This window comes from Leptospira fainei serovar Hurstbridge str. BUT 6 (assembly GCF_000306235.2).
Lineage (GTDB): Bacteria > Spirochaetota > Leptospiria > Leptospirales > Leptospiraceae > Leptospira_B > Leptospira_B fainei.
Map to the genome: position 1 here is coordinate 1,238,875 of NZ_AKWZ02000010.1, position 24,233 is coordinate 1,263,107.

Sequence of the window (24,233 nt, forward strand, 5' to 3'; positions counted from 1 at the left end):
CCTCCCCGATTATCCTTTAAAAAGAGAACGAGCATCTAGGATATCCTTCAATTCGTAGAAGGGTTTCCCGGCCTTTGCTTTTGCCAAAACATCCGGAACCGGAAGTTTTGCCTTGGTAATTAGACTAATGGCTTCTTTTGGTCCGCCCAAGAAATCGACAAAAGCCGAGGCTGGAGCCCAGTTGAATCCGGTGCCCATTGCCAGATCCGCCATTTCTTTAGAATCTACGACCTCGCCTACGATGGAGAGGGAATAGCTAATATAGCGTGCAATGAAATAGCGAGCTAAGTCCGCTTCCAAGCCTTTTGCTTCTTTCACGACATTCATAGCGCCGATATAATCGGCTTCCCCGATTCTACGATTTGCTTCCTTAATGAAAGGGATATCGAACTTAGGGACCGGTATGTAAAGATCACCCTTAATATCGTAATAAAGTTTTTCCTTTTTTCCGTCAGGAGTCTTGGTCATCTTAAAAAGACCTTGGCCGGATTTACGCCCGAGATCTCCGCGATCGATAAGCTTTTGGAAATAACCTGGAAGTTTAAACGTAGAGTGAGCGGCGTCCTTTGTCATTTCGTATAAGTTATCTACGATTGCCTTATGAACGTCTAAGCCTACGAAATCCGCAGTATCCAAAGGAGCCATTGCGCGACCGGTGTAACCGCTCATGATCGCATCTAAAAGTGCGATACCGCCTTTGTCGGAATATTCTTCCGCCTTCTGTGCGACTTCATTAATTAATTGAAACCCGATCCTGTTTCCGGCAAATGCAGGCGTATCGTTCGTATAAACGACGGCGCGCCCCAAAACCTTCTCAAGATACTCTCCCAATTTTTTGGTGACTTTCTTATCGTTTCCCTTGTGAGTAACAAGCTCGCAAAGAATCATTTTGTAAGGTGGGTTGAAGAAGTGGGTTCCGTAATAATGTTTCTTTCCGTCTTCGTCAAAAGCGTCCGCTAAACGAGCGATCGAAAGTCCGGAAGAGACTGTGGAGACTATCGTTCCGGGTCTGCGAGCTTTTGCTATTCTCTTATTGATCGGTTCTTTTACTTCGTAGCTTTCTGCGACTAATTCGAATACCCAGTCCGATTCAGCTACGGCTTTTTCTAAATCTTGGTCGTAAGAACCGGGAATTAAGCGTGGACGAATTGTATCTGTTTTGACCGAAGCTACTGCTTTCTCGATTCCTTCTTTAGCTTTGTTAACGTCCCGAGCCAACATATGGACCTTGGCCTTTCCAAAGGCGGCCACGATCGCGGCGGATCCGGCGCCCATAGTTCCATTTGCGCCGAGGACGGTTACGGTTTTGATTTCCCTCATGAAATTATACCAACGTCTAGGTTATTTTAAATATAATCCCTGTTTAAAACATGCTTTCGGGAGGGAAAGGCTTTTTTCATCTAATAAATGGCTGCTTTAGGCACAGAGAGGCAGAGTTTGTAGAACGGACGTTACGTTCGAAAAAAAAATATGCTCAGTATGTAAGTTGGTTTTTCTCGTTCCAATTGAAAATGCGGATGCAGTCCGTTTGTAGGTTCGTTTTTTCTATCGCCTAAGTATTGAAAACGATCCTCTCCTGCTTCGAAAAAAACAAGACCTCCCTTTCGAGCTTGCACGGCTACGCAATTCCACGGTATTCCGATAATCTAGATATTATGTGAATTCGAAAAAAGAATCGTGAGTGAGAAGAGGAACCCGCCATGCCGATCAATAAAAGTTTGCTGGATATTTTATGGATTTTGGTCTGCTCCGGACTTGTCCTGATCATGCAAGGCGGTTTTTTAGTTCTCGAATCCGGCTTAACCAGGGCTAAAAACTCGATCAATGTCGCGATAAAAAATGTTGCCGATTTTGGAGTAGCGACTCTTCTTTTTTATTCCTTCGGTTTTGGCCTGATGTTCGGGACGTCTTGGTACGGCTTTTTTGGCACGTCCCAATTTTTTCCCGAATTTCCGGAAGGAAAGGCTTGGGGGCCCACATTTTTCATCTTCCAACTAGTATTTTGCGGGACGGCCGCTACCATTGTTTCCGGCGCCGTTGCCGAACGATTAAAATTCAGTTCTTACATGCTGGCAACAGCTCTCATTTCAGGAATCATCTATCCGATCGTAAATCATTGGTGCTGGGGCGGGGGATCATTAGAAGAAAAAAACGGCTGGCTTTCCATTCTCGGGTTTCATGATTTTGCGGGATCAACGTTGGTACATAGCGTCGGAGGATGGGTTTCGCTTGCTTTACTATTAGTTGTCGGTCCGAGGATCGGACGATTTCCAAAGGACGGCAGCCCTCAGCAAGTTACGGGAAGTAATTTACCGATGGCAATGCTTGGAGGAATTCTTCTTTGGTTCGGATGGATGGGATTCAACGGAGGGAGCACTCTTTCGTTTAATGAGAATGTACCGGGAATTATTTTAAACACAGTCGTGGCTTCCGGCTTTTCCATGATGATTGCCATGCTAGCCGCCTGGCTTCTCAAAGGTTTTCCCGAAGCTACTGCACCTCTGAACGGGTCTTTGATCGGGTTGGTTGCAATTACGGCTGGAGCGGACTGTGTTACTCCCTTTCAATCGGCAGTTATCGGAACGATCGCCGGTCTTCTAATATCCCCTTCCGAATTTCTCTTAGAAAAATTGAAGATCGACGATGCCGTCGGAGCGGTTCCCGTACATTTGATCGGAGGTATTTGGGGGACTTTAGCAACCGGAATTTTTGGAAATCTTTCCATCATGCAACACGAAACGGGACGTCTTTCCCTACTATTAATCCAGTCCTCGGGCATCCTTTTAGTGGGCGCTTTCTCGTTTGGAGTCGCATACTTGGCTTTCTGGCTCTTGAATCGGTTTTATACACTTCGAGTGGACGGTGATGAAGAGCGCATGGGGTTGAACATCTCCGAACATAAGGCTACCACGGAGCTCATCGACCTCTTTTTGGCGATGGATTACCAGAGAAAAACCGGAGATTTGGCAAAAGACGTTCCGGTAGAACCGTTTACGGAGGTAGGACAAATTGCGGAGAGATACAATCTCGTCTTGGGTAAAGTGCGAAATACCTTGGCGGAAAATGAAAAGGCTCGGCAAGAAATTTTAGAGGCCTATGAGAGAGTGAGCTTTGAGCAGGATCGAGCCGAGAAGTTGTTATTAAACGTACTTCCTCCTTCGATTGCAGCGGAGTTGAAGCAAAACGTGGGCTTAATTGCGGACAGTTATCCGAATGTTTCGATCTTATTCGCGGATATCGTCGGATTTACTCAGCTTTCTTCGAGTATGAAGCCGGAATCCGTCGTTAAACTGCTAAATCAAATTTTTTCCCACTTCGATATCCTTGCAGAGAAGTACCGATTGGAGAAAATTAAGACGATCGGCGACGCATATATGGCTGTAGGAGGCCTACCGATCCCGGATAAGGATCATCCTCTACTTGTAGCCCATATGGCCTGGGATATGAAAGAGATTTTATCTCGATTTAAGTTAAAGAAACTCGGTACCGGGTTAAGCATGAGGATCGGGATCAATACCGGACCGGTTGTCGCAGGCGTTATAGGAACAAAAAAGTTTATTTATGATATCTGGGGTGATGCGGTAAATGTGGCCAGTCGCATGGAATCGCATGGTATTGCCGGTGAAATTCAGGTTACGGAATCGACTGCGGAAGCGATTCAGTCCGATTTCGAGTTAACTGAGCGAGGAAATATAGAGGTTAAAGGAAAAGGGTTCGTGAAAGCCTTTATAGTGAGTCGCCGAATTCGTACTCCGGAGCAAAGTCTTAGTCATTTAAACTTTTCCCTAGGCTCTAACTAGAGGTTGTATTAAAGATTTGCGAACCGTTTAGCATGCTTTAACAATTGAAAAGCAAAAAAGGTTTTACTCTTTTTGGTCGAGGTCATAGGAGTGGAAATTTGTTAGTGGAATTACGGAAGGATTTCCCGCGATACAAGGAGTATCTCCCATGGTAGCTAAGAAGAAAGCAAAGAAAAAGGCCGCCCCAAAGAAGAAAGCGGCTAAAAAGAAAGTAGCAAAGAAAAAGCTAGTTAAGGCCCCGAAAAAGAAGGTCGTAAAGAAAGCAGTCAAGAAGGTGGCAAAGAAGAAAGTCGCAGCTAAGAAGCCGGCGACCTCCCGCCCTGCTTCTCCTGCACCAGCACCGGAAACTACTCCGGCGCCGAACCAAGGTTCTCTTTTTCCTTGGGGAAATTCAGGCAATTCAGGGGAAGGAGAAGGCAACCCATAAGTTGCCTTCCTCAAGCAAAACCCTAATCCCGTTCCCTACGGCTCGTAGGGACGGGATTCTGACGACGCTCTTCCTAAGTTTCTTCCTCATCTCAACTTCATCTCTATTTACCCAACCGGTTTCACCTCAGTACGCAAAAGTTCTCTGTTTGCGCGCTAGCTCCGGCTGTGAATGCCGAAACCCGATTACACAATCTCTAACTCGTTTTTTTCATGGAGAAGCGGTTATCGTTGATTTACCGTATGCAAGAGATGAATACGTTTCCATCCGAAATGAAGCCAAACGGTGCCTCTTTCCTAAAAATAATCTCAAATTTCTGACGTACAAGTCCGGCTTTCAACCCATGGAAACCAAAAAGGATCATTCTCCGAAGCCGTTGGAATTTCTACTGTATAGCGCCGATGAAAAAGAGCTCAAGAATTTGTCGTCGGCGAACTTAGGACGTTATTATCCCACATATTATCATCTAGCGTTAGAAGAAGCATACCCCGGGACGATTGTTTCGGTCCTTTCTCCGTCAGGAAAGGAAATCGGGAAGGCATCCGCCTCCTTTTTGGAACAAGTCCGCTGGGAAGGAAGCGGTGTCGCGAAGGACGGGACCAAATATCATTTTGCCGGCGATGGAAGATTTGAAACGTACGATTTAGAGTGGGGTTGGGGTGCAGGATACGGTTTCCAAGTATTTCCTTACAGGACCTTGGCGGTGAGCTTTAGGGACCTATGCGCAAAAATGGGAAATCGAATCCCGAATTGCAATAAATCCAAAGTGATCGGAAGTCTTGCCTTGATTCCGAAAATCCGCGAGAAACGAATTCGCATGCCTGACGGAAAATTTCACGATGGCTTCTTTTGTATTAATGATACGGGCTCTCCTATGTACATTCGCGGAGATCGAGTGGATATTTTCGTAGGAACTCATGGTGGTGGAAGTCCGTATCAACCGAAGGAACTTTCCCGAAACGTATTTTTAGATGCCGGAATTCAGCCTTTGGTTCCTTGGGATTGGAGATTTTACACTTCGGAGAAGGAACGGGAATGGTGCTCGGAAGATAAGCTTCCAAAGGACCCATTTTCGCCCAAGGCAGGAGAATGTGATTCCGATTACCATGCCAATGCTCCCGAGAAAGGAATGGATTTGTATGTGTTTTTTAGAAAGGACGGAAGTTTGGTTCGGTGCAGAAGCTAGAAAAACCGTCGTGCCAGGTTTTCGGCTTATAAGATTTCAGTCATTAGGAGAAATTCTAATGTAATCTTCCTCGATAGGAACTGGATTTTTTCCATCCGGCATCGGTCTTATGATCGGTGATATAGACGATCAAATCGGCGCTCGATTTGCTCGAAGTAACGGAAACTTTTGCATTTGCATCCGATGAATAATTCGTATAGTACCAGATCTCATCCTTACCTTTTGCATCGTATCTGTATTTGGTTACATAAACGACAATATCCGCATCCGATTTGGATTTGGTAAAATATATCCTTAAATCGGGAGATTGTAGATGGCGGTCCGTTAAATAAATTTCTCCGGAAAATATCGGAAAAGCGCCGAATACTCCGGCAAACACAATCGGAATCAGTTTATTCATAAATCTTTTATAATGCATAAAGACATTACTGAATAATTAACATTTCTATTTTTCCTTTTTTATTATATTTCACGAACGTATCCCCTTTTTCGTAGTAATCGTGAAATTCCCCCTGCTTTTTGTACTTAGATCCCAAGAATTTTTCAGTAGTCGGTCTTGTCGCACCTACGGTAACTCCGTTGCCTAAACCGGGGCTTGACTCGCCGAGAACTTTTATCTGTACAACTTGTCCCATGTCCAGGACGAACGCAGTGTCTTTATTATCGTAGATAAAGTATTCCAACCCGCTTGATTTGTCTGTCTGGATCCGTTTCGGTTTTCCCCAATTTTTTAAAAGGTCTTCCAATTTATCGCCAGGCCCGACCCCGCCTACTTTCAAAGTTAGTTTGGAATCTTTCGCGGGAGGCGGAGGTAATTCAATATTCTGAATTTTCGCCAATACCTTTGCCCAACCGGAAGTTGAATCGTAATTATTCAGATAATAATTTGCCAAATTTTTGGACTTAGCATCAAGACTATTATACGATTCCAGTAGCGCGATATTTAGAAGAGGGGTGAAATTCTCATAAATATAGTCGGGATCGATCCGCTGTTTCTGAGCCGTCGAGTTGACTATAGTCTTTAGATAATCCGCAACTTGGGGGTTCTTGGAACTTTGAGCTAAGAGATTATTAACCTTCTGATCTATCGAAATTGCCAGTCGATTAAAAAGTTCCCGCGCTTCCTCTTTACGATTTGTCCAATATAATACTACTCCAAGATTATTGGCTAACGGAACGGTTCCCTCGGCCTGGAATGCCTTCGTCGCGATACTTACCGCTACATCCAAATCCTTATCGTCGGCGGAATAAGAAAGTAGAACCGCGTAATTGGATAAGAAATAAGGGTCGTCTATTTTGAGAATTATCGTTCTATAATATTCTAAAGCTTTGTTATAAGCGGCTTCATTGCCCGGAACCGTTCTGAAAACCGCTCGTTGCTTCTTTTCTTGGGGAAAAATCATGCTGTCTCGAAAGGAAGGCATATCAATCACGGGCTTGACTTTGAGTTCTTCGCTTGAAACGGTAGCCATCCAAATTTTGTGCAGGCAGATCGCTAACGCCTTACTTAAATAAATATTCTCCGGGTAGCGCTTAATTGCATCTTCTAAATTTGTTCTCGATTGGTCTAGATTTTTGCCTAACTGGATGTCGTCGAAGGTTCTCTCCATAGTCGCCAAAAAGGAATATAAATCTTTCTTATCCGTATTTAAACGGGATAGGCGTTCGTTCGGAGAGGGATGACTGGAAAAATAAGACGATCCGACTAATTCGGTTCTCGTTTTATCCGCTTTAGAAGCCGCTAATGAATCTTTATACGATTGCTCGACTTCATTTAAGGCTTGGAGAGTAACCAACATATACTCTCCGCCGTAACCGGCTCTATCCAATAAAAATAAGCCCGTTTGGTCCGCGTCAAGTTCTTGCTCCTGAGAGAATTTAGTGTTCTCGAGAAAGGCCTTCCCGGCTTCCTCGTTTTTCAAAGCATAGAATTTTTTTACGCTGTTTAAAACATGTTTATTATAAAAGTGAGATAATTCATGCGAAAGCACGCCTGCGATGTATCGTTCTCGATGGAAGTCGAGGTTGCTTGCGGCATTTGCTTCCCGTTGGGAGATGATTTGATCCAGAGAATCCAGAGCGCCGGAATGAATGCAAAATTGGCCGCCGGCCATAGCGAAGGCGTTGAAAGAGGGATCTTTAACGATTTTATAAACTATAGGGAATGGAGGATTTCCCGAGTTCTGAGATAATCTTGCGAACGCATTATCGATGGATTTTTTCCAGTCTTTGTAATCGGGTAAAACCGTCTTAGTTTTGATTAGATTCGCAAACTGAACGTTACTCTGTCTGACTAGCTGAGCATAAAGTTCCGAGTCGAATGAAATTTCCTTTTCTTGCGCCGTTGTCGAAAATGTGGCGCTAAAATAGAATAGTGCAAAGAGCAAAAATTTAGATGATTTTAGGAAAGACTTTTCTTTGTTTGAAGGGCGCATAGCGGTAGCTCCGGCTGGGAAACATACCAGTCAAAAATTCGAATGTCAACCGGAAACTAAATAATCAGAGGTCATTTAGAACTAGTTCAATAAATTATTCCCGAATGCATCAAGAAAATAGGTTAGTGGACTCGGCGGACATTTTGAGGAAATGCCGGCGGAGAATTCGCAATCAGGTAATTGCGTGGTCCACTAAAATTATGATATTGACTAAGAAAAGGTGTACGATGCTGAAAAAGAAAAATCCCCTGGCGAATTTCGGCTCCGGATTGAGAAAAAGCTTAACGGAAAGATAAAGTATTGCCGCGCTAAGAAAAATTGAAGAGGCCATATATAGAACGCCCATGCTTGGTTCCGCCCAGTAGAACGCGATGACCGAGCCGATATACAGGACAGTATAAAATAGGATCGACCTTACTGTCTCCTTGACTCCCTTTACGACCGGAAGCATGGGAAAATTTGCATCACTGTAATCTTCTTTTAGAAAAATAGCCAAGGCCCAAAAATGCACCGGCGTCCAAAGAAAGATCATTAAAAAAAGAATCCAGGAAGGTAATGGCAATGAATTGCTGACGGCCGCATATCCGATTAACGGGCCGACGCAACCTGCAACGCCGCCTATTACAATATTTTGATGTGTTCTCGGTTTCAAAAGTATCGTGTACAAAAAGACGTAAGCGATTAGTGCGGAAAATGCACAAAGAGCGGTTAATAAATTTGCAAAGTAGTACAGGATGGCAAACGAAAGCGCCATCATTATGAATCCTACCGTTGACGCCTTTAAGGAGCTGATTCTTCCCGTGGGGATCGGTCGATTCGCAGTTCGTTTCATTTTCGAGTCACGATCTTTTTCAATGACTTGATTGAAGATGAAAGAGGCTGAAGACATCAAAAAAGTTCCGAATAATGTCGCAAAAACCAACAGTGCGGTCGGCGATGTCGGGGCGCCTAAATATAAACCGGGGACGGCGGTGGCTAGAACTAACGACGATACTCTTGGTTTAATCATCAGGTTCCAGTCGGTAAAAAAATTATTCATAGCGTTAGGAAACCTGTTCCTTTGTCAATTCTCTGGCCCGAAGGATCCACACAGTATAGAGCGCAGAAAGTAACAGTACGGCAACGCCGGTATGAGCAGCAGTGACTAATTTGGGAAGTTTATACAACACATTTAGGATGCCTAATAAGAACTGAAATAGAACGAGAGCAACGGAGATTCTAATGTAATTCTTCACCTTTGGTGAAAAGTCCTTCAATGATCCGTAAAGATTGACTATAAGCACGAAGAGTAGAACCAAATAGGCTCCGAAGCGATGCTGGACTTGGATGGCTGTTTTTTCTTCGTACACGGTAGGGATCCATTCTCCGTTACAAGTAGGGAATTCCGGGCAAGCTAAACCTGCATAATGAGAGCTTACTCTCCCGCCTAAAATAATTTGAAATAATACGAGTAAGACGCCTATAAAAATTACGATCTGTTCTTTTTTGAATAAACTTCCGAAGGAAATAAATTCACCGGAGTCCCCGTCCTTTTCGATTTCCGATGCTTTCAAATTCGCGGTAACGATGCAGAGTAAAAATAAAATGGCGTTCAATAAATGCAGATTAACCGAAGTCGGATCCAGTAATAAGGTAACCGTTAATCTGCCTAAGTTTGCTTGGGACGCGATTAAGAGGAGTCCGATAATGAAAAATTTCAAAAACGGCCGTCTCAGTTCCCGGGAAGTCGCGGTCCAAACAGTCCCGCCGATTAGTATGAAACCTAATATCATGGAATAATAGCGATGCCCTACTTCCATAAAAATCCCGAAATCAAAATCGGGGAACACTTTGCCAAAGCAAAGTGGCCAGTCCGGACAAGCCAAACCGGAATCCGTAGCCCTCACCAGCGGACCATATAGTAAATTCAGAAAAATCAACGCCGAATAGATGATTAAATAGAGGGTGAATTTGCGAATTTGAGAAGAGCTCGAATTTGCCATTTAGGAATTTCCCGGGTGCGGTCGCCTTCGATTACCATAGTCAGTGCGGCTCATATGGGGGCAAGATATTTGGGATTTGCTTTCTGATTCTTCTCTGAGAATGAATCTCATGCAGAATTTAGAGAAAGTTTCCGGACGATTTTCGGGAAGAACGACGAGTTCTTTCGATAAACGAGACAAAACTGATTCCGCATTTTGGGAAAGAAAATTTTAAAACTTCTTATTTTGCTCAAAGTGCGCCTCCGCCATTTCTGTGCGGCGATTTTATTCCTAAACTTATGTCAGGAAACTATGAAGATATTTCTCCGGAGCAAAAACGCTTCCAAAAAAAACCGCACCCTTTGACATTGGTTGGTGATTCCGCTTCCTAAGAGGCGTGAGTCGTTTTTCCTCTTACCAACTAGGAGTTGTTCCTCAATGAGCCAGAACGACCATTACAACAAAGCTGGATTTTGGACTTTTATTGTGGTGTTAGCCGCAAATGTTCTATACTTCGTTTATCTTTCGTTCATGCATCACGGCGTGAAAGATTACAATCATGTCGCACCGTCTTCGGCTGCAACTCAAGCGAAGTAAGGAAGGAAAAGGCTTTCGCGGGCTTTCCCACTTGAATCCCCGATTTGTTCCGAAATATTTATTTCGTTTAACAGCGATCTTAGCTATAGCTGTCCCGTTTTTCTCAATCCTTTCCTTTGATACGGAAAAACAAATTGCCCCTCATGTAGTCCCGCCTGAACTGCAGGGGGTGGGGGTTGTGGAGAAACTCGGGGATTCGATTGATAAGAATCTTGTTTTTGTTAACGAAGACGGAAAAGAAGTTAAGATAGGAAGTTATCTGGAAGATGGAAAACCTCTTCTTTTAACTCTTATTTACTATCGTTGCCCGACACTCTGTAATTTTCATTTAAACGGAATTTCAGACGTTCTAAAGCAGCTAAATTGGCAAGTCGGAAAGGAATTCAAATATGTAGCTGTGAGTTTCGACCCGAAAGAAAAGCCGGAAATAGCAAAACCGAAAAAAGCAGCTTACATAAAAGATTATGGCCGGGGCGACGGGAACGGTTGGAGTTTTTTAACCGGAAAAGATCCGGAAATCAAGGCTCTCGCTTCTAGCTTAGGCTTTTCCTATAAATGGAATCCGGAAACCGAGCAATGGGTGCATGAATCCGTTGCTTACATCATTACTCCCGACGGAAAGATTTCTCGGTATTTAAAAGGAATTTCTTTCGATGAGAGAACTCTTCGTTTATCTCTCGTAGAAGCAAGCAACGGTAAAATCGGCGATTTGAGCGACCGGATTGCCCTTTTTTGCTTCCAATTTGATCCATCCAAAAATAGGTATACATTATACGCTTACAATATCATGCGAATCGGCGCTTTCATAACTATGATCGTCCTCGCAGCGTTCTTATTCCTATTTTGGAAGAAACAAAACTCGACTATCAACACATAAGGAAGGAGTGATTTCGATCCGATGAACTGGTACCATTTTATTACGGCCACGAGCTTTATGCCGGTTCCGGCCTCTGCCGAAGCAGCAGGTGTGGATTATCTCTATGCGTTTCTACTCATTTCCGGCTTGATTTCCTTCGTCATCCTCATTGGAGGAATGACAATCTTTATCATTCGGTATAGAAGACTTTCAGACACTCAAAAAAGTGCTTATATCACTCATAACACTTTAGCAGAGTTTCTTTGGTCCTTCATTCCGTTCGTGATCATGATGGTAATCTTTGGCTGGGGCTGGGTGGTTTTTGACGATTTGCGCAAAATCGGAGTGAAAGGCGACGTGGAAGTTCACGTTACCGCTCGCCAGTGGGCCTGGTCCTTCCAATACAAGGATGGATTTAAAATCAATAGCCCGACTTCCGATAAGCTAAATCCGGAAATTGCGAGTTCAACACTTTTCAAACCGGGCGTCGTTGTGGTTCCGGTCGGAAAGATAATCCGATTCATTATTACTTCCGATGACGTACTTCATAGTTTCTATGTTCCTGCTTTCCGGAATAAGATCGATGCGGTTCCCGGTCGTAGAACTACATTTACATTCACTCCGATCGAGAAGGGAGATTTTACGGTTTTCTGTACTGAATACTGCGGAACAGCCCATTCCAACATGATGGCCTTAATTCGTGTCGTAGATTCCGAGCAATATACTGCTTGGATTGATCAACAAAAAGCCGCTGCAGCGAACGCTGGGAATGCGAATCCTGCCGATAAGGGTAAGTCGTTATATACCGAGTTAGGTTGCAATAGCTGTCACTCTCTCGACGGCTCTCGAATCGTAGGTCCTACATTCAAGGGACTATATGGGAATAAAAGGGATTTTGCTGACGGTTCCTCTACTACCGGTAATGACGATTATATTAAGCAATCCATCTTAGTTCCGACTGCTAAAATAGTCGCAGGTTATCCGCCTGCAATGCCTTCCTTTCAAGGACGGGTAAACGACGAGCAGATTCGTGATATCACCGAATTTATTAAGACGCTTAAATAGGAGCACGGACAATGTCACAGGCCGCCACTAGCGCACACAGTAAACATAACTTCCTGAATCACCAAAAAGGGATCTGGTCCTGGCTCACCACTTTGGATCACAAGCGGATCGGGATCATGTATTTCCTCGCGATCATGAGTTTTTTCCTTTTAGGTGGAATCTTTGCACTCTTAGTTCGTGCAGAGCTTTTTACTCCGGGAAAAACGTTATTTGAAGCGGATATTTACAACCGTATGATGACTTACCACGGTGCCATCATGGTATTCATGGTGATCGTTCCCGGGATTCCGGCAATTTTCGGAAACTTAGTTCTTCCAATCATGATCGGAGCTAAAGACGTTGCCTTTCCGCGCTTGAATTTAATGAGCTGGTATATGCTCATGATTGGAGCGGCAATCACCAGTTCCACACTGTTTATGGATCGAGTCGATACTGGTTGGACCTTTTACACTCCGTATTCCTCTATCAAAACAGGAATGGGTGTGATTCCCTTGGTTCTCGGAGTCTTTATCATCGGGTTCTCCTCGATTCTAACCGGATTGAATTTCATCGTAACGACGCACAAGCTTCGAGCTCCTGGGATGACGATGAACCGAATTCCTTTGATGGTATGGGCGCTTTATTCAACCGCTATTTTGCAAGTTTTAGCGACTCCGGTTTTGGCAATTACCTTACTTCTGTTAATAGCAGAAAAGGCATTAGGCGTCGGAATCTTTGATCCGCAATTAGGCGGTGATCCGGTGTTGTTCCAACACTTCTTCTGGTTCTATTCTCACCCGGCCGTTTACATCATGATTTTACCGGCGATGGGTGTTATTTCCGAATTAGTAGCGACATTCTCTCGTAAAGTTATCTTCGGATACACGGCGATCGCTTACTCCTCTTTGGCGATTGCAGGAGTTTCCTTCTTGGTTTGGGGACACCATATGTTCGTTTCCGGACAATCGGAATTTGCCGGATTGCTATTTTCGGTAATCACGATGCTCGTGGGAGTTCCGACGGCGATCAAATTGTTCAACTGGATTTCCACGATGTACAAGGGAAGCGTTAGATTGGACGCACCGATGCTATTTGCTCTCGGCTTCATGTTCCTTTTCACCATTGGCGGTTTGACGGGAGTTTATCTTGCTTCAACCGGGATGGACATACACTTCCACGATACATACTTCGTGGTCGCTCACTTCCATTATGTGATGGTTGGTGGAACCTTAATGGCATTGATGGGAGCGTTGATTTATTGGTTCCCGAAAGTTACGGGAAAGATGACCAGCGATCTTCTTGGAAGAATCTCCTGGGTATTTATTTTTTCCGGATTCAATGTTACCTTCTATCCGCAGTTCATTTTAGGAGCGATGGGAATGCCTCGTAGATACTACGATTATCTTCCCACGTTTACGGAATTGAACCAAATGTCTACGTTCGGATCCTGGCTAATCGGAACCGGATTCATCGTCGGACTTATTGCAGTCATTCACGGATTAATCGCTGGCAAAGAAGCAGGCAACGATCCTTGGGGTGGAAAGACTCTCGAATGGACGATTCCTTCTCCGCCACCACACGAAAACTTTGATAAGACCCCAGTAGTTTCAGGAGGACCCTATGAGTACCGCTAATCACGCGGGTTTTCACCACGCTCACCATTTTGATAGCGCGGAACACCAATACCAATCCTCCAAGCAAGGGATTTGGCTTTTTCTAGTTACCGAAATTCTTATGTTCGGTGGCCTTTTTGTTGGATATGCGATTTACCATTCGCTATATCCTCAGATTTTCCATGCAGGTAGTAAGCAACTCTCCGTATCGATGGGGGCTGTGAACACTGTAGTTCTTTTATTTAGTTCCTTTACGATGGCTTTGGGAATCAACTATGTGCAGCGAGGAATGAAAAATAAAGCGATCATTGCTCTCACAGTTACGATCCTCTGCGCCGCAATATTCATGGTCGTAAAATACTTTGAATACACCCATAAATTCCATGTCGGAACGGTTCCCGGTAAGTATGCTTATACCGACGAAGCGAGAACTACCACAAAAGTGGCGGCCTTGGTCAAAGAAGCTGGCGAAGTTTCGGCGGAAGAGCGCGAGCACAAACTTCACATGGACGAAGAAGAATATAAGCATCTGCGTCTATTGAATGATACCAAAAACTGGCCTTTATTTTTTGGATTTTACTTTGTGATGACCGGAATTCACGGGTTGCACGTTCTCGCAGGGGCTTTCTTAATTTTCTGGGTATTGATGAAGGTAGTTAGAAATAAAGTCGGTCCTGAATACTATACTCCGGTGGAAGGCGTAGGTCTCTTCTGGCACGTAGTCGACTTGATTTGGATATATCTCTTCCCACTTCTTTATTTAGTCGGATAGGAATTTCTCCAAACTAGTTTCGGAAAGGCCGGTCTTTTTACCGGCCTTTTTATTTTCATTTCACTCCTAATTGTATTTTTCCGCGCCCAAAATTGGGCCGATGGCCGATATTATATAGTAAGAGATCTGCCACTCTGAGTTAGGTCTCATGTCGGATTGAATCATGCAAAATATCGATTATTCGCGCAGACTGAAACAAACCGGAATTAGAGGAGGGGCCGCTAATCGACCCCTTGATTCCCAACCGACCGTCCAAACCATACAGCATATTAGGGGCTCGACCTCGCCTATCCGTTCATTTCCGAGTTCCCGTTCGCTTTTTTTAGTTTTAATCGGAGCAATTTCTCTCTTTACGGCAGGTGTTGTAGTCGGCTTGCGTCTGGATCAAAAAGAGCAGGCTTTCGCACAGAATGAAGCTCAATCTTTTTATAATACCGGTAAGCTTTCGCGCAAAAATCCGCCGGAAACGATCGAGCAACGTGAGAATTCCGACCAACCAGAATCAAAATCTGATTCGGTTCAAAAGCAGGAAAACAAAGTTTCGGAGCGGACCGAAGAAAAGCCTTCTTCCGGAAGTAACGGTCTGAAATTTCCTGCGCGATCCGATCGCGAGAATTATTTTATTTCCATTCCGACCAGTGATTCTTTAGAAGCGATGGAAGTTGGAAAAAAATTATTGAGAGCCAAGCCCGAATTTCAGGGTCGAATTTTTCGTTCCGGGCAAGGGGAACTTTTCATCGGTTATTTTTACGGAAAGGCGGAAGCGACTCAAGCTTTAGATTCCATTCGACCGCTCAATGATCCGATTTTTCACGGCTCCCAGATCCATAAAACAAAGCGATAATACTCGGGAATATAAAGAAAATCGGTTAAATTACAGGTAATTTAACAAAACCCTTTTTTTCCTTGACTTCTGCCAAAAATTTGCTATATTTTTGAGCAGAGTTTTAACGGAAGTCTTAATACCTAATTGGCTAGCAAAAAGAAACAATCTGGCTACGAGCATGGCGTAGGCGACTACGTCGTTTATCCGATCCACGGTGTTGGTGAAATCACCGAAATCGCTAAAAAAGTTATCCTGGGTAAGAAAAAAGAATGCTACGTCATGGAAATCCAGGGTAGCAAGATGAAAGTGATGATCCCTGTCGATAAAGCGAAACAGGTCGGAATTCGACCGATCATCGACAAAAAGGATATCAAGAAAGTCATCAATTTACTCAAGAAAGATGAAGTCGATACGGAAGAGGATTGGAAGATCAGGTACCAAAATAACCTGAATAAAATTAAATCCGGTTCGATTTTCGAAGTAGCGGATGTCTGCAGAAATCTATTTCGCAGAGCAAACGGTAAGGAACTATCTATTATGGAGCGGAAGCTCTACGAGAGCGCATACAATCTCGTGAAAATGGAAGTTGCCTTAAGCAAGGGAGTTTCTCAAGAAGAAGCGGGGAACCTTGTCTCTGATGTGTTGGCCAGCTCTTTCGCTGTCGGTGACAAAGTAGCAGTAGTCGTCGACGAAGAATAATTCCGACTAAAACTCGAGTCTATATTTGAAGGATTTGAGTTATGGGTTACCTATACAAAGGCCTTACGGCTATCCTCCTTTCCTCTCTGTCGTTTTTTGTAACGCAGAAGCAAACCCAAGATTGGGTTCTCGCTGGTTCTCTTTCCGGACTGGTCCTCGTGGTTTCTCTTGTACTATTATTTGGAGAAGCAAAACTATTTCCTAAATTTCGTGCGGATGTTATTTTCTGCGTTGGGGTAGGAGTATTATTAGGATTCGTTGTCGCGTGGTTTCTAGGAACCATCATCCGATTTGAAGAATTAAACCTCGCATTGTATTTGATTTTGGGTCTCTTTGGCGCTAGAGTCGGTAAGGCATTTGCTAGAGAACCGGGACTTTCCATTTTCGGAGGGGGAGGCGCCGGCGGACACCAAGGATTGGATCCGTTCGGAGTCGCTGTCATTAACAAGGACGAAGTCCGCGATAAAATCCTGGATACTTCTGTCGTTATCGACGGACGTATCTTAGATATCGCCGATACGCATTTTATCGATGGTCCATTGATACTTCCGAACTTCGTTCTTCGGGAAATTCAATTAATCAGTGATTCTTCAGATCCAATCAAGAGAGCGCGCGGAAGGCGCGGCCTTGAAATGTTGAATAAGCTTCAACGAAAGGGATCCATCGAAGTTAAAATCACGTATAAAGATTATTCTGACACGAGAGAAGTCGACGCTAAGTTGATTAAATTGGCTCGTGATACCGGCGGTAAGATCGTAACGAATGATTTCAATCTGAATAAAGTCGCCGAACTCCAGGGAGTAAAGGTGTTAAATTTAAACACTCTTGCTAACGCCCTGAAGCCGGTCGTTTTGCCGGGAGAAGAACTTGGAATCCAAGTCATTAAAGAAGGCAAAGACGAAAACCAAGGTATCGGTTATCTCGAAGACGGCACGATGGTCGTCATCGAGAACGGAGGCCATCTCGTCGGTAAGGAAGTAAAAGTTACCGTAACCTCCATTATCCAAACCGCAGCGGGTAAGATGATCTTCACAAAAGCGAATTCCAACGGTGGCGGCCACGAGAAAGGCGAACGCGGTGATCGTGACAATCGCAATCGCGGCGGTGGCGATCGAAATTTCGACCGAGGCGGAGAGCGTCAAGAGCGCGGACAGCAAGAGAAAGGTGAGGAGCGAGGTAATCGCCCCGACCGTTCCGAGCGCGGTGGAAACGAAGATAGAAATAATCGGAGAGATTACCAAGACCGTAATCGCAACCGGAATCCGGACCGCGGGGATGATTACGGAAATCGCAAAGATTTCCAGGATCAGCAACAACAGCAATAAGCTTATCAGGAGAGGACTCGTTCTAGGGTCCTCTCCAAATGAGACAGAATAACGGATTTACCTGAATCTTGAAAGAAATTGGTTCAGGTTCCGAATTGACGCTATCTCGAACCCGAAAATATTTGAAATAGAACAGCAAGGAGCACCAGATGCAGGCCCAGACGCAAGTGAAGGGACTGAAGGAGCTCGGTCTCGAGCCCTCCGAAGTCTTCCATAACCTTTCCTACGACGAAATATTCGAACACGAAAAGAATAACGGCGAAACAGTCATTTCTTCCAACGGTACTATGATGGTAGATACCGGAATATTTACCGGACGTTCTCCCAAAGATAAGTATTTTGTGGATGAACCTTCTTCTAACGGAAACATTTGGTGGTCCCACATCAATTTTAAAGTCTCAGACCAGATTTTCGAAGAATTACATGCAAAATGTATTAATTACCTGAAGGGTAAAAAACTCTATGTATTCGACGGATATGCAGGCGCCAATCCGGAAACTCGCATGGGCCTTCGTGTTGTTTCCGAGAAGGCTTGGCAACATCACTTTTGTACTAATATGTTCCTGCGTCCTACTAAGGAAGAATTAGCCAACCTACTTCCTGAATTCACCATTATCAATGCTTGCGGCGTTAAAAACGAAAAATACAAAGAGCATGGACTCAACTCCGATGTATTCGTAATTTTCCACCTAGGTAAAAAAATCTGCATCATCGGTGGAACTGAATACGGCGGAGAGATGAAGAAAGGGATTTTCTCGGTAATGAATTATAAGTTACCTCTCCAGGGAATCCTTTCTATGCATTGTTCCGCGAATATCGGAAACAAAGACGGAGATACCGCTTTGTTCTTCGGACTTTCCGGAACCGGGAAAACGACTTTATCAACCGATCCTCATCGTAAACTGATCGGTGACGACGAACATGGTTGGGATGATAACGGAATCTTTAATATCGAAGGCGGCTGTTACGCAAAAGTGATTAATCTGGATCCTAAAACGGAACCGGAAATTTACGAAGCGATCCGACGCGATGCACTTTTGGAAAACGTGGTCTACGATGAGAAGACGAAAGTGGTAGACTACACCTCCGCTGCAAAAACCGAAAACACCCGTGTTTCTTATCCGATTTACCACATCAAAAACATTCAGGTCCCGTCTAAAGGCGATCATCCGAAAGTGATTATTTTCCTTACGTATGACGCGTTCGGGGTATTGCCTCCCGTATCAAAACTCTCAATCGAACAGGCGATGTATCATTTCCTTTCCGGATATACCGCTAAGGTTGCCGGAACCGAGCGCGGAATTAAGGAGCCTACTGCGACTTTCTCCGCTTGCTTCGGCGCGGCGTTCATGACTTTGCATCCGACAGTTTATGCGAAACTATTGGGTGAAAAAATGCGTAAACATAAAGTTCGCGCGTATCTTATGAATACGGGATTAGTCGGCGGACCTTACGGAGTGGGTAAAAGGATGAACCTGCCTTCAACTCGTAAGATTATCGACGAGATTATGAATGGAAACATCGACAAGGCTCAGTTTGTAAAGCACCCGATTTTCCAAGTTGAATATCCTAAAACTGTCGAGGGAGTGGATAGCTCCATTCTAGATCCTCGCGAGGCTTGGGCGGATAAATCGGCGTACGATGAAACTTCTAAAAAGTTAGCCGGTATGTTCATCGAGAACTTCAAAAAATACGTAGAAGGATCCAAGGATTACGATTTCACTGCATTCGGTCCGAAACTTTCTTAACGGAAAAATGATTTCAAGGAAAAAGAGCGGAGATATTCTCCGCTCTTTTTTTTACCCGGATGTTATGCTAAATTGAAACCCGCTTGACAAGGGATTGTGCGGTGCATAATAATTTTACTACGGAATTCTATGGTATTGCATACTCGCGAAAACGGGTGATGAAAAAAGAAAACGTGAAATCATAGAGTCTGAATTGTAAAGGAATGTAGCAATGGAAAAGGAAATAAAAGAAGCTCTTAATTTTGCCATAGGAGCGGCGAAAACGCTGCGTGAACAAGCAGACAGTATCCTTCTTAAAGTGGAGAAGGAATTTAAAGAGCTTTCTACTAAAGGCGCGCAGGACCAAGGAGAAGTTGCCGTGAATCTTCGCAAGTATATCGAAGATGCGTTACGTTCCGTTGAAGGACTTGCCGGCCAAGTTAATACGAAAGTCGAAGAAGTTAAGAAAACGGTCAGCAAAAAAGGATCGAACGGGACCGCCGGTCAATCGTGATTAATATTCACCTTCTCTCGCAACATAAAAGATCGGGATAGAACATCGAGTGAGAAGGGAACTTTGTTTTTATTCGTCGGAAATGGATCCCGGTGAAAACAGCAAATGGCTGGTTGAAATTCCCAGCCAGTTTGCGAGTCTTTCCTTATAAGAAATCGGCGGAGGACTTTCCATTTCGAGTTCAAATGATGTGTTCCAAAGAGAAATCTCATTTTCGAATTTTTGCTTTAGGAAGCCGATAATCCGGTCTCTTTCCCCGGTAAACCAATCGGTTTCGGAAAAGCCTTCTTCCCGCAGATAGCCTTCTATCAAATCAATGGTTCTATAATCCGAAGCAAGGGAAGAATAGGAAAATGAGTCGTCAGAAAGATCGGCGAAAATCTTTTCCCAATCCTGCGATCGGCTTCTCTCCTTATTTCTACAATCATAAGTCTGACAAATGGAAGATCCATAAAACGAATAGTTCTGGCTTTTGGGATCGCCAGTATAAATCGGATGAATCATACAACCGATTCTAGAATGTACCTTAGTGCTTTCTTCTTCGCTGTTCGAAGGTAAAGGTCCGGTAAGTTTTCCGAGGAAGGGGCAGTTGTACGTAAGCGGATCTTTTCTTTCGAGATCTTTTTCTTTAGCTTCTCTCTGTTTACGAAATTCAGCCATCGTATACGGTCGCGTAAAATCCACCATCCGCCGGAACTCGCTGGTTCGATCCTCTAATATGGTTCTAAGTTTATCCGGAGAAATTTGTAAGTTAAAGAGACCGCAGCAAGCTCCGCAAGAAAAAGGGACGTTCTGATCCGGTTGGCATAAGCCCACGTATTAGATGCCGCCGTGAGGTAGGTTTCCGTGAGAGGAGGGGAGAAATCCCGGGAAAGCTAATTCTAAAGCTTTCGTCTCAGGGTTTTCGATAATATTGCAGGCTAATGGAAAAATCTGAAGACGCTCTTCGTGAAAGACTATGACTCTCCCTCTATATTTTTCGATCTGCTCGCCGACAAAGTCTTGCTTGATCATCGGCGCCGCGACTAAGGAAGATTCAGGTTTTAAGCCTCGAAAAAAGAGGTGATTGTTCGAGTTCGTTGAAACTAAAAAAATACTGACTCGTTCCAGCTCTTCCAATTCCGTAAGTAGATTCTCAAAGTAATACTGGAACGTTATCAGATAACCGTCGGCAGATTCGGGTTGAATCTGTCCTTTAGAATATAGGTCGATCCAATGAATCATTTTCTGTATGGTATCTCTGTTTGCAAAGAGTATCTCGGCCAGATCCGTTACGACAGGAGTGATTTCCAACTTTCTAAAATCGTGCAAGCACTGGAACATCAAGTCCCACCATCTTTCGATACTGTACGCATCGTCGGGATTGTTTGGGATGAATTTACCTAACGCGTGGTTTTGGTGGTCACTGAATAGAATTCCTCCCATCACCTTACTGAATTCTTCGAAAGCGACGATTAGGTTCTCCATTAGTTCGTAGGAAGAAAGAGACTCCGCCTTTTGTCTCTCCGTAAACGTATAATACGTAGAGGCGATCGGAGTCGGATAAAATTTATAGATCAGGGACGGATTTACGATCTTATGTGCCGTCCGCCCTTTTGTCGGATCCGATGTTACCCGTATATTCGGCTGTCCGTGCAGACTGTAATTAGTCCAAGTTAGATCGCTTGAATCGTAATTCCGACGTGCTTGTTCTTTTGCTAAATAGAGAGACTCTCCGACGCTTTTATCCGCGAATAAATTTGAATAGAATTGAATCGTAAAATCGATCGTGTTTTGGTTATCCGCTATTTCCCAATTGGTTCCTATGAAGCTTTTGATTCCCGACATCAAAAACGAACCTGCAAAATTATTCATTAAATCGGAGTTCAGATTTCTAGTAGTACTTTTATTGGATTGGCAGGAATTCGAAAATACCATGTCGGTATTGAAACCTGAATTTTTGATCTCTCGCGCTTTCAGAATCTTTCCTTCCGAAATAAGCCATCCGTTTTCCAAAGGATCGTCCGAGAAGAATAAATGACCGGAATAATGAATGATATTCTTACCTTTAATTAAAGAGAGAAGTTTAAGCTTGGTCACTTGACGTCCGCCTATGAATTCTATCTCCAATCGAGAAGACGGAACTTTCTCGCTCAGTACTCGAAATAACTGTTCGCCTTCTTTTTGGGCCCATTCTAAATCTTCGGTCGGGTCGGCTATGATAAGCATTCGGAGTTTTTCCTTTTCCTTAAAAGCTCCGCTATGCGCTTCTCCGCGTACTGTCTTCCCGATGAAAAATTTATCGGAAAGGAAACAGGTTCCATCGTGTAGGAGTTCCCATGGGATCACTCCCAATTTAGGATCTATATTAAAGTGCAGGTATTTTTCGGTCGTTAAGCGCAGTTTTTCCTGGATAGGCGCCGGAAAAAATTGGTCGTAGAACGTTTCCCCCAGGATTTTTAATTCATGGAGAATATCCGTTTCGAGAGTAGGGTGTCTTGAGGATTTCTGGTGGATAGCAACCGAAACTCGGACTAAGTTTTCAATTTCTTTAATGTATTCGAGGATTAAATCCTCATCCATAGTCGATTGTAAATGGGATTCCGATCCGCTTCCGGAATTGTCTAGTATATTAAAAACGTTAACTGCGCCGACTCTGTCTATGATTAGATTGAGCATTGGTTTAGGTTAGGACCGGCTTGTTATCATTCCCCCGGCGAGACATAAGCTCGAAAGGGGAATTTTATGAAATAGGTCTCTTTAATCTAAAAGAATAAAGAGATCTATCGATTTCGACAAGTCTTTTCCCTGGAATTCAACTGTGTACTTTCCTTCTCTCAATCCGGCGAAATTCGTAATTCCATCCGAATTGAATTGGTTGGAAAGTATAAACCTTCCATCCTTAGAAAGATTCACTCTTTGAAAATCTTCGGGCCGAGGGCAGTCGATTTTGACGCTAAGATAAGCAGTTTCTTCCGTTTCTTGAACGACCTGATAAGTGAACTTGCAATCGTCTTCAACTTTCTCTTCGAATACTATAAATTCCGAAGCGGCCGGTGTTTTGGCGGCTGCGGAACGCATTGCAGGAGCATAATCTACCCTCGTATTGATTTGTAGAGTTTGAATTAAGCTATCAAAGAGCTGAGCACCCGATTTTCCAAGTTTTACTACGATCGATTCGCGACTTTGTTCCTTACGGGATAACTCCATCTCGACGTAGCGTTTTAAATATTCAGGAAAAGCTTTTATTTGCCAACCTTCAGTCAATTCTGCTTTGCTTACATCTAAATCTTCCTGGAAAGCTGTGTAGGCGTGACTGCGGGCAGCCGATTCGAAATAGGATTCTTCGGCGGCTTTTAAGCCTGCTTGAAGAGATTCCTCCATCCGAATGAGTTCATTTTGAAGTTCGGGGTTTTTATCGATTCCTGAAAGTACATCCTCTTTTCCATCAAAGAGAGATTGGTTAAGTTCCGATTCCGAGCCTGGTTCGCGTTTGGATTCCATTTGCGTGTGACGCTCCAATAAGGTTTAAGACGATTCGTTTTACTCGGACAATTCCGAAAATTTGAGTTTTTTTTGTATTTTTTCGATCAGACGTAGCAAAGTGACACTCACATTCCCCTCAGTTATGCCTAAAAGGTCGGCCACTTCCCTATAAGGGGTTCGCGCCAAAAAATGACCTTTTTTCCGTTTTTCTAAGAGTTTCTTACGTTGTTCGTATTTCTTTTTCAATGCTTGAGAAGTTTTATCGATTTCCTGCGGAAGTATCGGGGCTTTTTTTACTGTCACATTCTGTTTTTCTTTCAGTTCCAGGATGTTTAAATATAACGAGGTGATTTTGTCCTCCATCCTGATATTTTCCTCTTCCCGATTGGATAAGTCAGTCCGTAACGACATAATTTTTTTCTTTAAGTCTTCTACGGAAAGTTTCGTTTTAGAAACTAGGAATTTAATTTCTTCCTCATCTAAGTTCAGATAATAAATATAAGAGAGTTTGAAAATTACGCGTTTCTCGGTTCCGATTTCCCCCAAGACTTGATGGAAAAGCCTGGTAATTTCCTGTGCTTCTTCGAGAAGGTCGGGTCTTAAATCTGGCTCGTCTTCGATCGTTGCATATTCTTTTCCTTCCTTATTGATTTTCCCTAAATTGGTCATTTTCAGCTCGCGCTTTGTGCGCTGCCAATCTATGAGCATATTTCGGAGAACGGAATAGAACCAGGTGCGAAAACTAGATTTACCCTTAAAGCTGGAGAATCTAGCTCCGGTCTTTAAACGTTCAAATGCATAGAGGAAAAAATCTCCCGCATCATCTTCGCTTAAATGAAAAATCTTCATCGGGAAGTTATAAATGTCTTCTGAATATGCCTCAAAAAACAATTTTAATGCTTCTTCATCGCCCTCGCCGCAACGGGTAACGAGGTCCAGGGTTTTATCCTTTGACAAATTCATTCTTAATATAACCTTGCACCAGG

General features: G+C 43.7%; 22 protein-coding genes. 13 read left to right on the forward strand and 9 right to left on the reverse strand.

The window, feature by feature from the left end; genetic code table 11:
* Positions 1-9: 9 nt before the first annotated feature.
* Entirely contained in the window at positions 10-1,320 is a 1,311-nt protein-coding gene (locus LEP1GSC058_RS14955) for a 3-hydroxyacyl-CoA dehydrogenase family protein (protein WP_016549637.1), read from the reverse strand.
* 380 nt (positions 1,321-1,700) lie between these two features.
* Between LEP1GSC058_RS14955 and amt the strand changes: the two genes are divergently transcribed.
* The 3 genes from amt to LEP1GSC058_RS14970 all read left to right on the forward strand — a co-directional run bounded on the left by amt (position 1,701) and on the right by LEP1GSC058_RS14970 (position 5,413).
* Positions 1,701-3,800: an ammonium transporter gene (amt, locus tag LEP1GSC058_RS14960; RefSeq protein ID WP_016549466.1), complete on the forward strand. Its 2,100-nt coding sequence runs from the start codon at positions 1,701-1,703 to the stop codon at positions 3,798-3,800.
* A gap of 148 nt (positions 3,801-3,948) precedes the next feature.
* The gene (locus tag LEP1GSC058_RS20190) at positions 3,949-4,227 is read left to right on the forward strand and encodes a hypothetical protein (RefSeq protein WP_039948424.1); all 279 of its coding nucleotides are present in this window, start codon (positions 3,949-3,951) and stop codon (positions 4,225-4,227) included.
* A 343-nt stretch (positions 4,228-4,570) separates the two neighbouring features.
* Positions 4,571-5,413, forward strand: coding sequence for an RlpA-like double-psi beta-barrel domain-containing protein (locus tag LEP1GSC058_RS14970; RefSeq protein WP_232224708.1), 843 nt, complete (start codon positions 4,571-4,573; stop codon positions 5,411-5,413).
* 55 nt (positions 5,414-5,468) lie between these two features.
* On the opposite strand, the gene LEP1GSC058_RS14975 is transcribed toward LEP1GSC058_RS14970, so the two are convergent.
* The 4 genes from LEP1GSC058_RS14975 to LEP1GSC058_RS14990 all read right to left on the reverse strand — a co-directional run bounded on the left by LEP1GSC058_RS14975 (position 5,469) and on the right by LEP1GSC058_RS14990 (position 9,830).
* On the reverse strand, positions 5,469-5,813 hold the full coding sequence (locus LEP1GSC058_RS14975) for a DUF6150 family protein (protein WP_232224709.1): 345 nt from the start codon (positions 5,811-5,813) through the stop codon (positions 5,469-5,471).
* A gap of 25 nt (positions 5,814-5,838) precedes the next feature.
* Positions 5,839-7,848, reverse strand: a complete 2,010-nt coding sequence (locus tag LEP1GSC058_RS14980; RefSeq protein ID WP_016550526.1) for a M48 family metallopeptidase — start codon at positions 7,846-7,848, stop codon at positions 5,839-5,841.
* Positions 7,849-8,020: 172 nt separating this feature from the next.
* The gene (gene cyoE, locus LEP1GSC058_RS14985) at positions 8,021-8,887 is read right to left on the reverse strand and encodes a heme o synthase (protein ID WP_016549940.1); all 867 of its coding nucleotides are present in this window, start codon (positions 8,885-8,887) and stop codon (positions 8,021-8,023) included.
* Positions 8,888-8,891: 4 nt separating this feature from the next.
* The gene (locus LEP1GSC058_RS14990) at positions 8,892-9,830 is read right to left on the reverse strand and encodes a COX15/CtaA family protein (protein ID WP_016550696.1); all 939 of its coding nucleotides are present in this window, start codon (positions 9,828-9,830) and stop codon (positions 8,892-8,894) included.
* 417 nt (positions 9,831-10,247) lie between these two features.
* Between LEP1GSC058_RS14990 and LEP1GSC058_RS20360 the strand changes: the two genes are divergently transcribed.
* The 10 genes from LEP1GSC058_RS20360 (at position 10,248) to LEP1GSC058_RS15035 (ending at position 19,782) form a co-directional block, all read left to right on the forward strand.
* Complete coding sequence (locus tag LEP1GSC058_RS20360; protein WP_016549533.1) at positions 10,248-10,406, forward strand: hypothetical protein; 159 nt, start codon at positions 10,248-10,250, stop codon at positions 10,404-10,406.
* A gap of 76 nt (positions 10,407-10,482) precedes the next feature.
* The gene (locus tag LEP1GSC058_RS14995) at positions 10,483-11,283 is read left to right on the forward strand and encodes an SCO family protein (RefSeq protein ID WP_039948690.1); all 801 of its coding nucleotides are present in this window, start codon (positions 10,483-10,485) and stop codon (positions 11,281-11,283) included.
* Positions 11,284-11,304: 21 nt separating this feature from the next.
* Complete coding sequence (gene coxB / locus LEP1GSC058_RS15000; protein WP_156860692.1) at positions 11,305-12,327, forward strand: cytochrome c oxidase subunit II; 1,023 nt, start codon at positions 11,305-11,307, stop codon at positions 12,325-12,327.
* Positions 12,328-12,338: 11 nt separating this feature from the next.
* Positions 12,339-13,940, forward strand: coding sequence for a cytochrome c oxidase subunit I (gene ctaD, locus LEP1GSC058_RS15005; RefSeq protein ID WP_039948425.1), 1,602 nt, complete (start codon positions 12,339-12,341; stop codon positions 13,938-13,940).
* Complete coding sequence (locus tag LEP1GSC058_RS15010; RefSeq protein ID WP_016549909.1) at positions 13,927-14,691, forward strand: cytochrome c oxidase subunit 3 family protein; 765 nt, start codon at positions 13,927-13,929, stop codon at positions 14,689-14,691. Before ctaD ends, LEP1GSC058_RS15010 begins: the two co-directional genes overlap by 14 nt.
* Before the next feature lie 163 nt (positions 14,692-14,854).
* Entirely contained in the window at positions 14,855-15,535 is a 681-nt protein-coding gene (locus LEP1GSC058_RS15015; protein WP_016550909.1) for a hypothetical protein, read from the forward strand.
* A 126-nt stretch (positions 15,536-15,661) separates the two neighbouring features.
* The gene (locus LEP1GSC058_RS15020) at positions 15,662-16,216 is read left to right on the forward strand and encodes a CarD family transcriptional regulator (protein ID WP_010417048.1); all 555 of its coding nucleotides are present in this window, start codon (positions 15,662-15,664) and stop codon (positions 16,214-16,216) included.
* A gap of 41 nt (positions 16,217-16,257) precedes the next feature.
* Positions 16,258-17,541, forward strand: coding sequence for a PIN/TRAM domain-containing protein (locus LEP1GSC058_RS15025; protein WP_016550268.1), 1,284 nt, complete (start codon positions 16,258-16,260; stop codon positions 17,539-17,541).
* A 149-nt stretch (positions 17,542-17,690) separates the two neighbouring features.
* Complete coding sequence (gene pckA / locus LEP1GSC058_RS15030) at positions 17,691-19,289, forward strand: phosphoenolpyruvate carboxykinase (ATP) (RefSeq protein ID WP_016550818.1); 1,599 nt, start codon at positions 17,691-17,693, stop codon at positions 19,287-19,289.
* A gap of 211 nt (positions 19,290-19,500) precedes the next feature.
* Entirely contained in the window at positions 19,501-19,782 is a 282-nt protein-coding gene (locus LEP1GSC058_RS15035; protein WP_010571695.1) for a phasin-related domain-containing protein, read from the forward strand.
* A 69-nt stretch (positions 19,783-19,851) separates the two neighbouring features.
* Here the strand turns inward: LEP1GSC058_RS15035 and LEP1GSC058_RS15040 are convergent, their stop codons facing one another.
* The 4 genes from LEP1GSC058_RS15040 to LEP1GSC058_RS15055 form a co-directional block, all read right to left on the reverse strand.
* Entirely contained in the window at positions 19,852-20,598 is a 747-nt protein-coding gene (locus LEP1GSC058_RS15040; RefSeq protein WP_016550949.1) for a hypothetical protein, read from the reverse strand.
* A gap of 3 nt (positions 20,599-20,601) precedes the next feature.
* The gene (locus LEP1GSC058_RS15045) at positions 20,602-22,440 is read right to left on the reverse strand and encodes a CHAT domain-containing protein (protein ID WP_016549746.1); all 1,839 of its coding nucleotides are present in this window, start codon (positions 22,438-22,440) and stop codon (positions 20,602-20,604) included.
* Between the two features lie 81 nt (positions 22,441-22,521).
* Positions 22,522-23,265, reverse strand: a complete 744-nt coding sequence (locus tag LEP1GSC058_RS15050) for a hypothetical protein (RefSeq protein ID WP_016550857.1) — start codon at positions 23,263-23,265, stop codon at positions 22,522-22,524.
* A 39-nt stretch (positions 23,266-23,304) separates the two neighbouring features.
* Positions 23,305-24,210: an RNA polymerase sigma factor gene (locus LEP1GSC058_RS15055; protein ID WP_016549436.1), complete on the reverse strand. Its 906-nt coding sequence runs from the start codon at positions 24,208-24,210 to the stop codon at positions 23,305-23,307.
* Positions 24,211-24,233 lie beyond the last annotated feature (23 nt).

Excerpts from the sequence above, each read along its gene's own strand:
- LEP1GSC058_RS14955 (WP_016549637.1), bottom strand. The coding sequence starts at position 1,320 with ATGAGGGAAATCAAAACCGTAACCGTCCTCGGCGCAAATGGAACTATG.
- amt (WP_016549466.1), top strand. The coding sequence starts at position 1,701 with ATGCCGATCAATAAAAGTTTGCTGGATATTTTATGGATTTTGGTCTGC.
- LEP1GSC058_RS20190 (WP_039948424.1), top strand. The coding sequence starts at position 3,949 with ATGGTAGCTAAGAAGAAAGCAAAGAAAAAGGCCGCCCCAAAGAAGAAA.
- LEP1GSC058_RS14970 (WP_232224708.1), top strand. The coding sequence starts at position 4,571 with ATGGAAACCAAAAAGGATCATTCTCCGAAGCCGTTGGAATTTCTACTG.
- LEP1GSC058_RS14975 (WP_232224709.1), bottom strand. The coding sequence starts at position 5,813 with ATGAATAAACTGATTCCGATTGTGTTTGCCGGAGTATTCGGCGCTTTT.
- LEP1GSC058_RS14980 (WP_016550526.1), bottom strand. The coding sequence starts at position 7,848 with ATGCGCCCTTCAAACAAAGAAAAGTCTTTCCTAAAATCATCTAAATTT.
- cyoE (WP_016549940.1), bottom strand. The coding sequence starts at position 8,887 with ATGAATAATTTTTTTACCGACTGGAACCTGATGATTAAACCAAGAGTA.
- LEP1GSC058_RS14990 (WP_016550696.1), bottom strand. The coding sequence starts at position 9,830 with ATGGCAAATTCGAGCTCTTCTCAAATTCGCAAATTCACCCTCTATTTA.
- LEP1GSC058_RS20360 (WP_016549533.1), top strand. The coding sequence starts at position 10,248 with ATGAGCCAGAACGACCATTACAACAAAGCTGGATTTTGGACTTTTATT.
- coxB (WP_156860692.1), top strand. The coding sequence starts at position 11,305 with ATGAACTGGTACCATTTTATTACGGCCACGAGCTTTATGCCGGTTCCG.
- ctaD (WP_039948425.1), top strand. The coding sequence starts at position 12,339 with ATGTCACAGGCCGCCACTAGCGCACACAGTAAACATAACTTCCTGAAT.
- LEP1GSC058_RS15010 (WP_016549909.1), top strand. The coding sequence starts at position 13,927 with ATGAGTACCGCTAATCACGCGGGTTTTCACCACGCTCACCATTTTGAT.
- LEP1GSC058_RS15015 (WP_016550909.1), top strand. The coding sequence starts at position 14,855 with ATGCAAAATATCGATTATTCGCGCAGACTGAAACAAACCGGAATTAGA.
- LEP1GSC058_RS15025 (WP_016550268.1), top strand. The coding sequence starts at position 16,258 with ATGGGTTACCTATACAAAGGCCTTACGGCTATCCTCCTTTCCTCTCTG.
- pckA (WP_016550818.1), top strand. The coding sequence starts at position 17,691 with ATGCAGGCCCAGACGCAAGTGAAGGGACTGAAGGAGCTCGGTCTCGAG.
- LEP1GSC058_RS15035 (WP_010571695.1), top strand. The coding sequence starts at position 19,501 with ATGGAAAAGGAAATAAAAGAAGCTCTTAATTTTGCCATAGGAGCGGCG.
- LEP1GSC058_RS15045 (WP_016549746.1), bottom strand. The coding sequence starts at position 22,440 with ATGCTCAATCTAATCATAGACAGAGTCGGCGCAGTTAACGTTTTTAAT.
- LEP1GSC058_RS15050 (WP_016550857.1), bottom strand. The coding sequence starts at position 23,265 with ATGGAATCCAAACGCGAACCAGGCTCGGAATCGGAACTTAACCAATCT.
- LEP1GSC058_RS15055 (WP_016549436.1), bottom strand. The coding sequence starts at position 24,210 with ATGAATTTGTCAAAGGATAAAACCCTGGACCTCGTTACCCGTTGCGGC.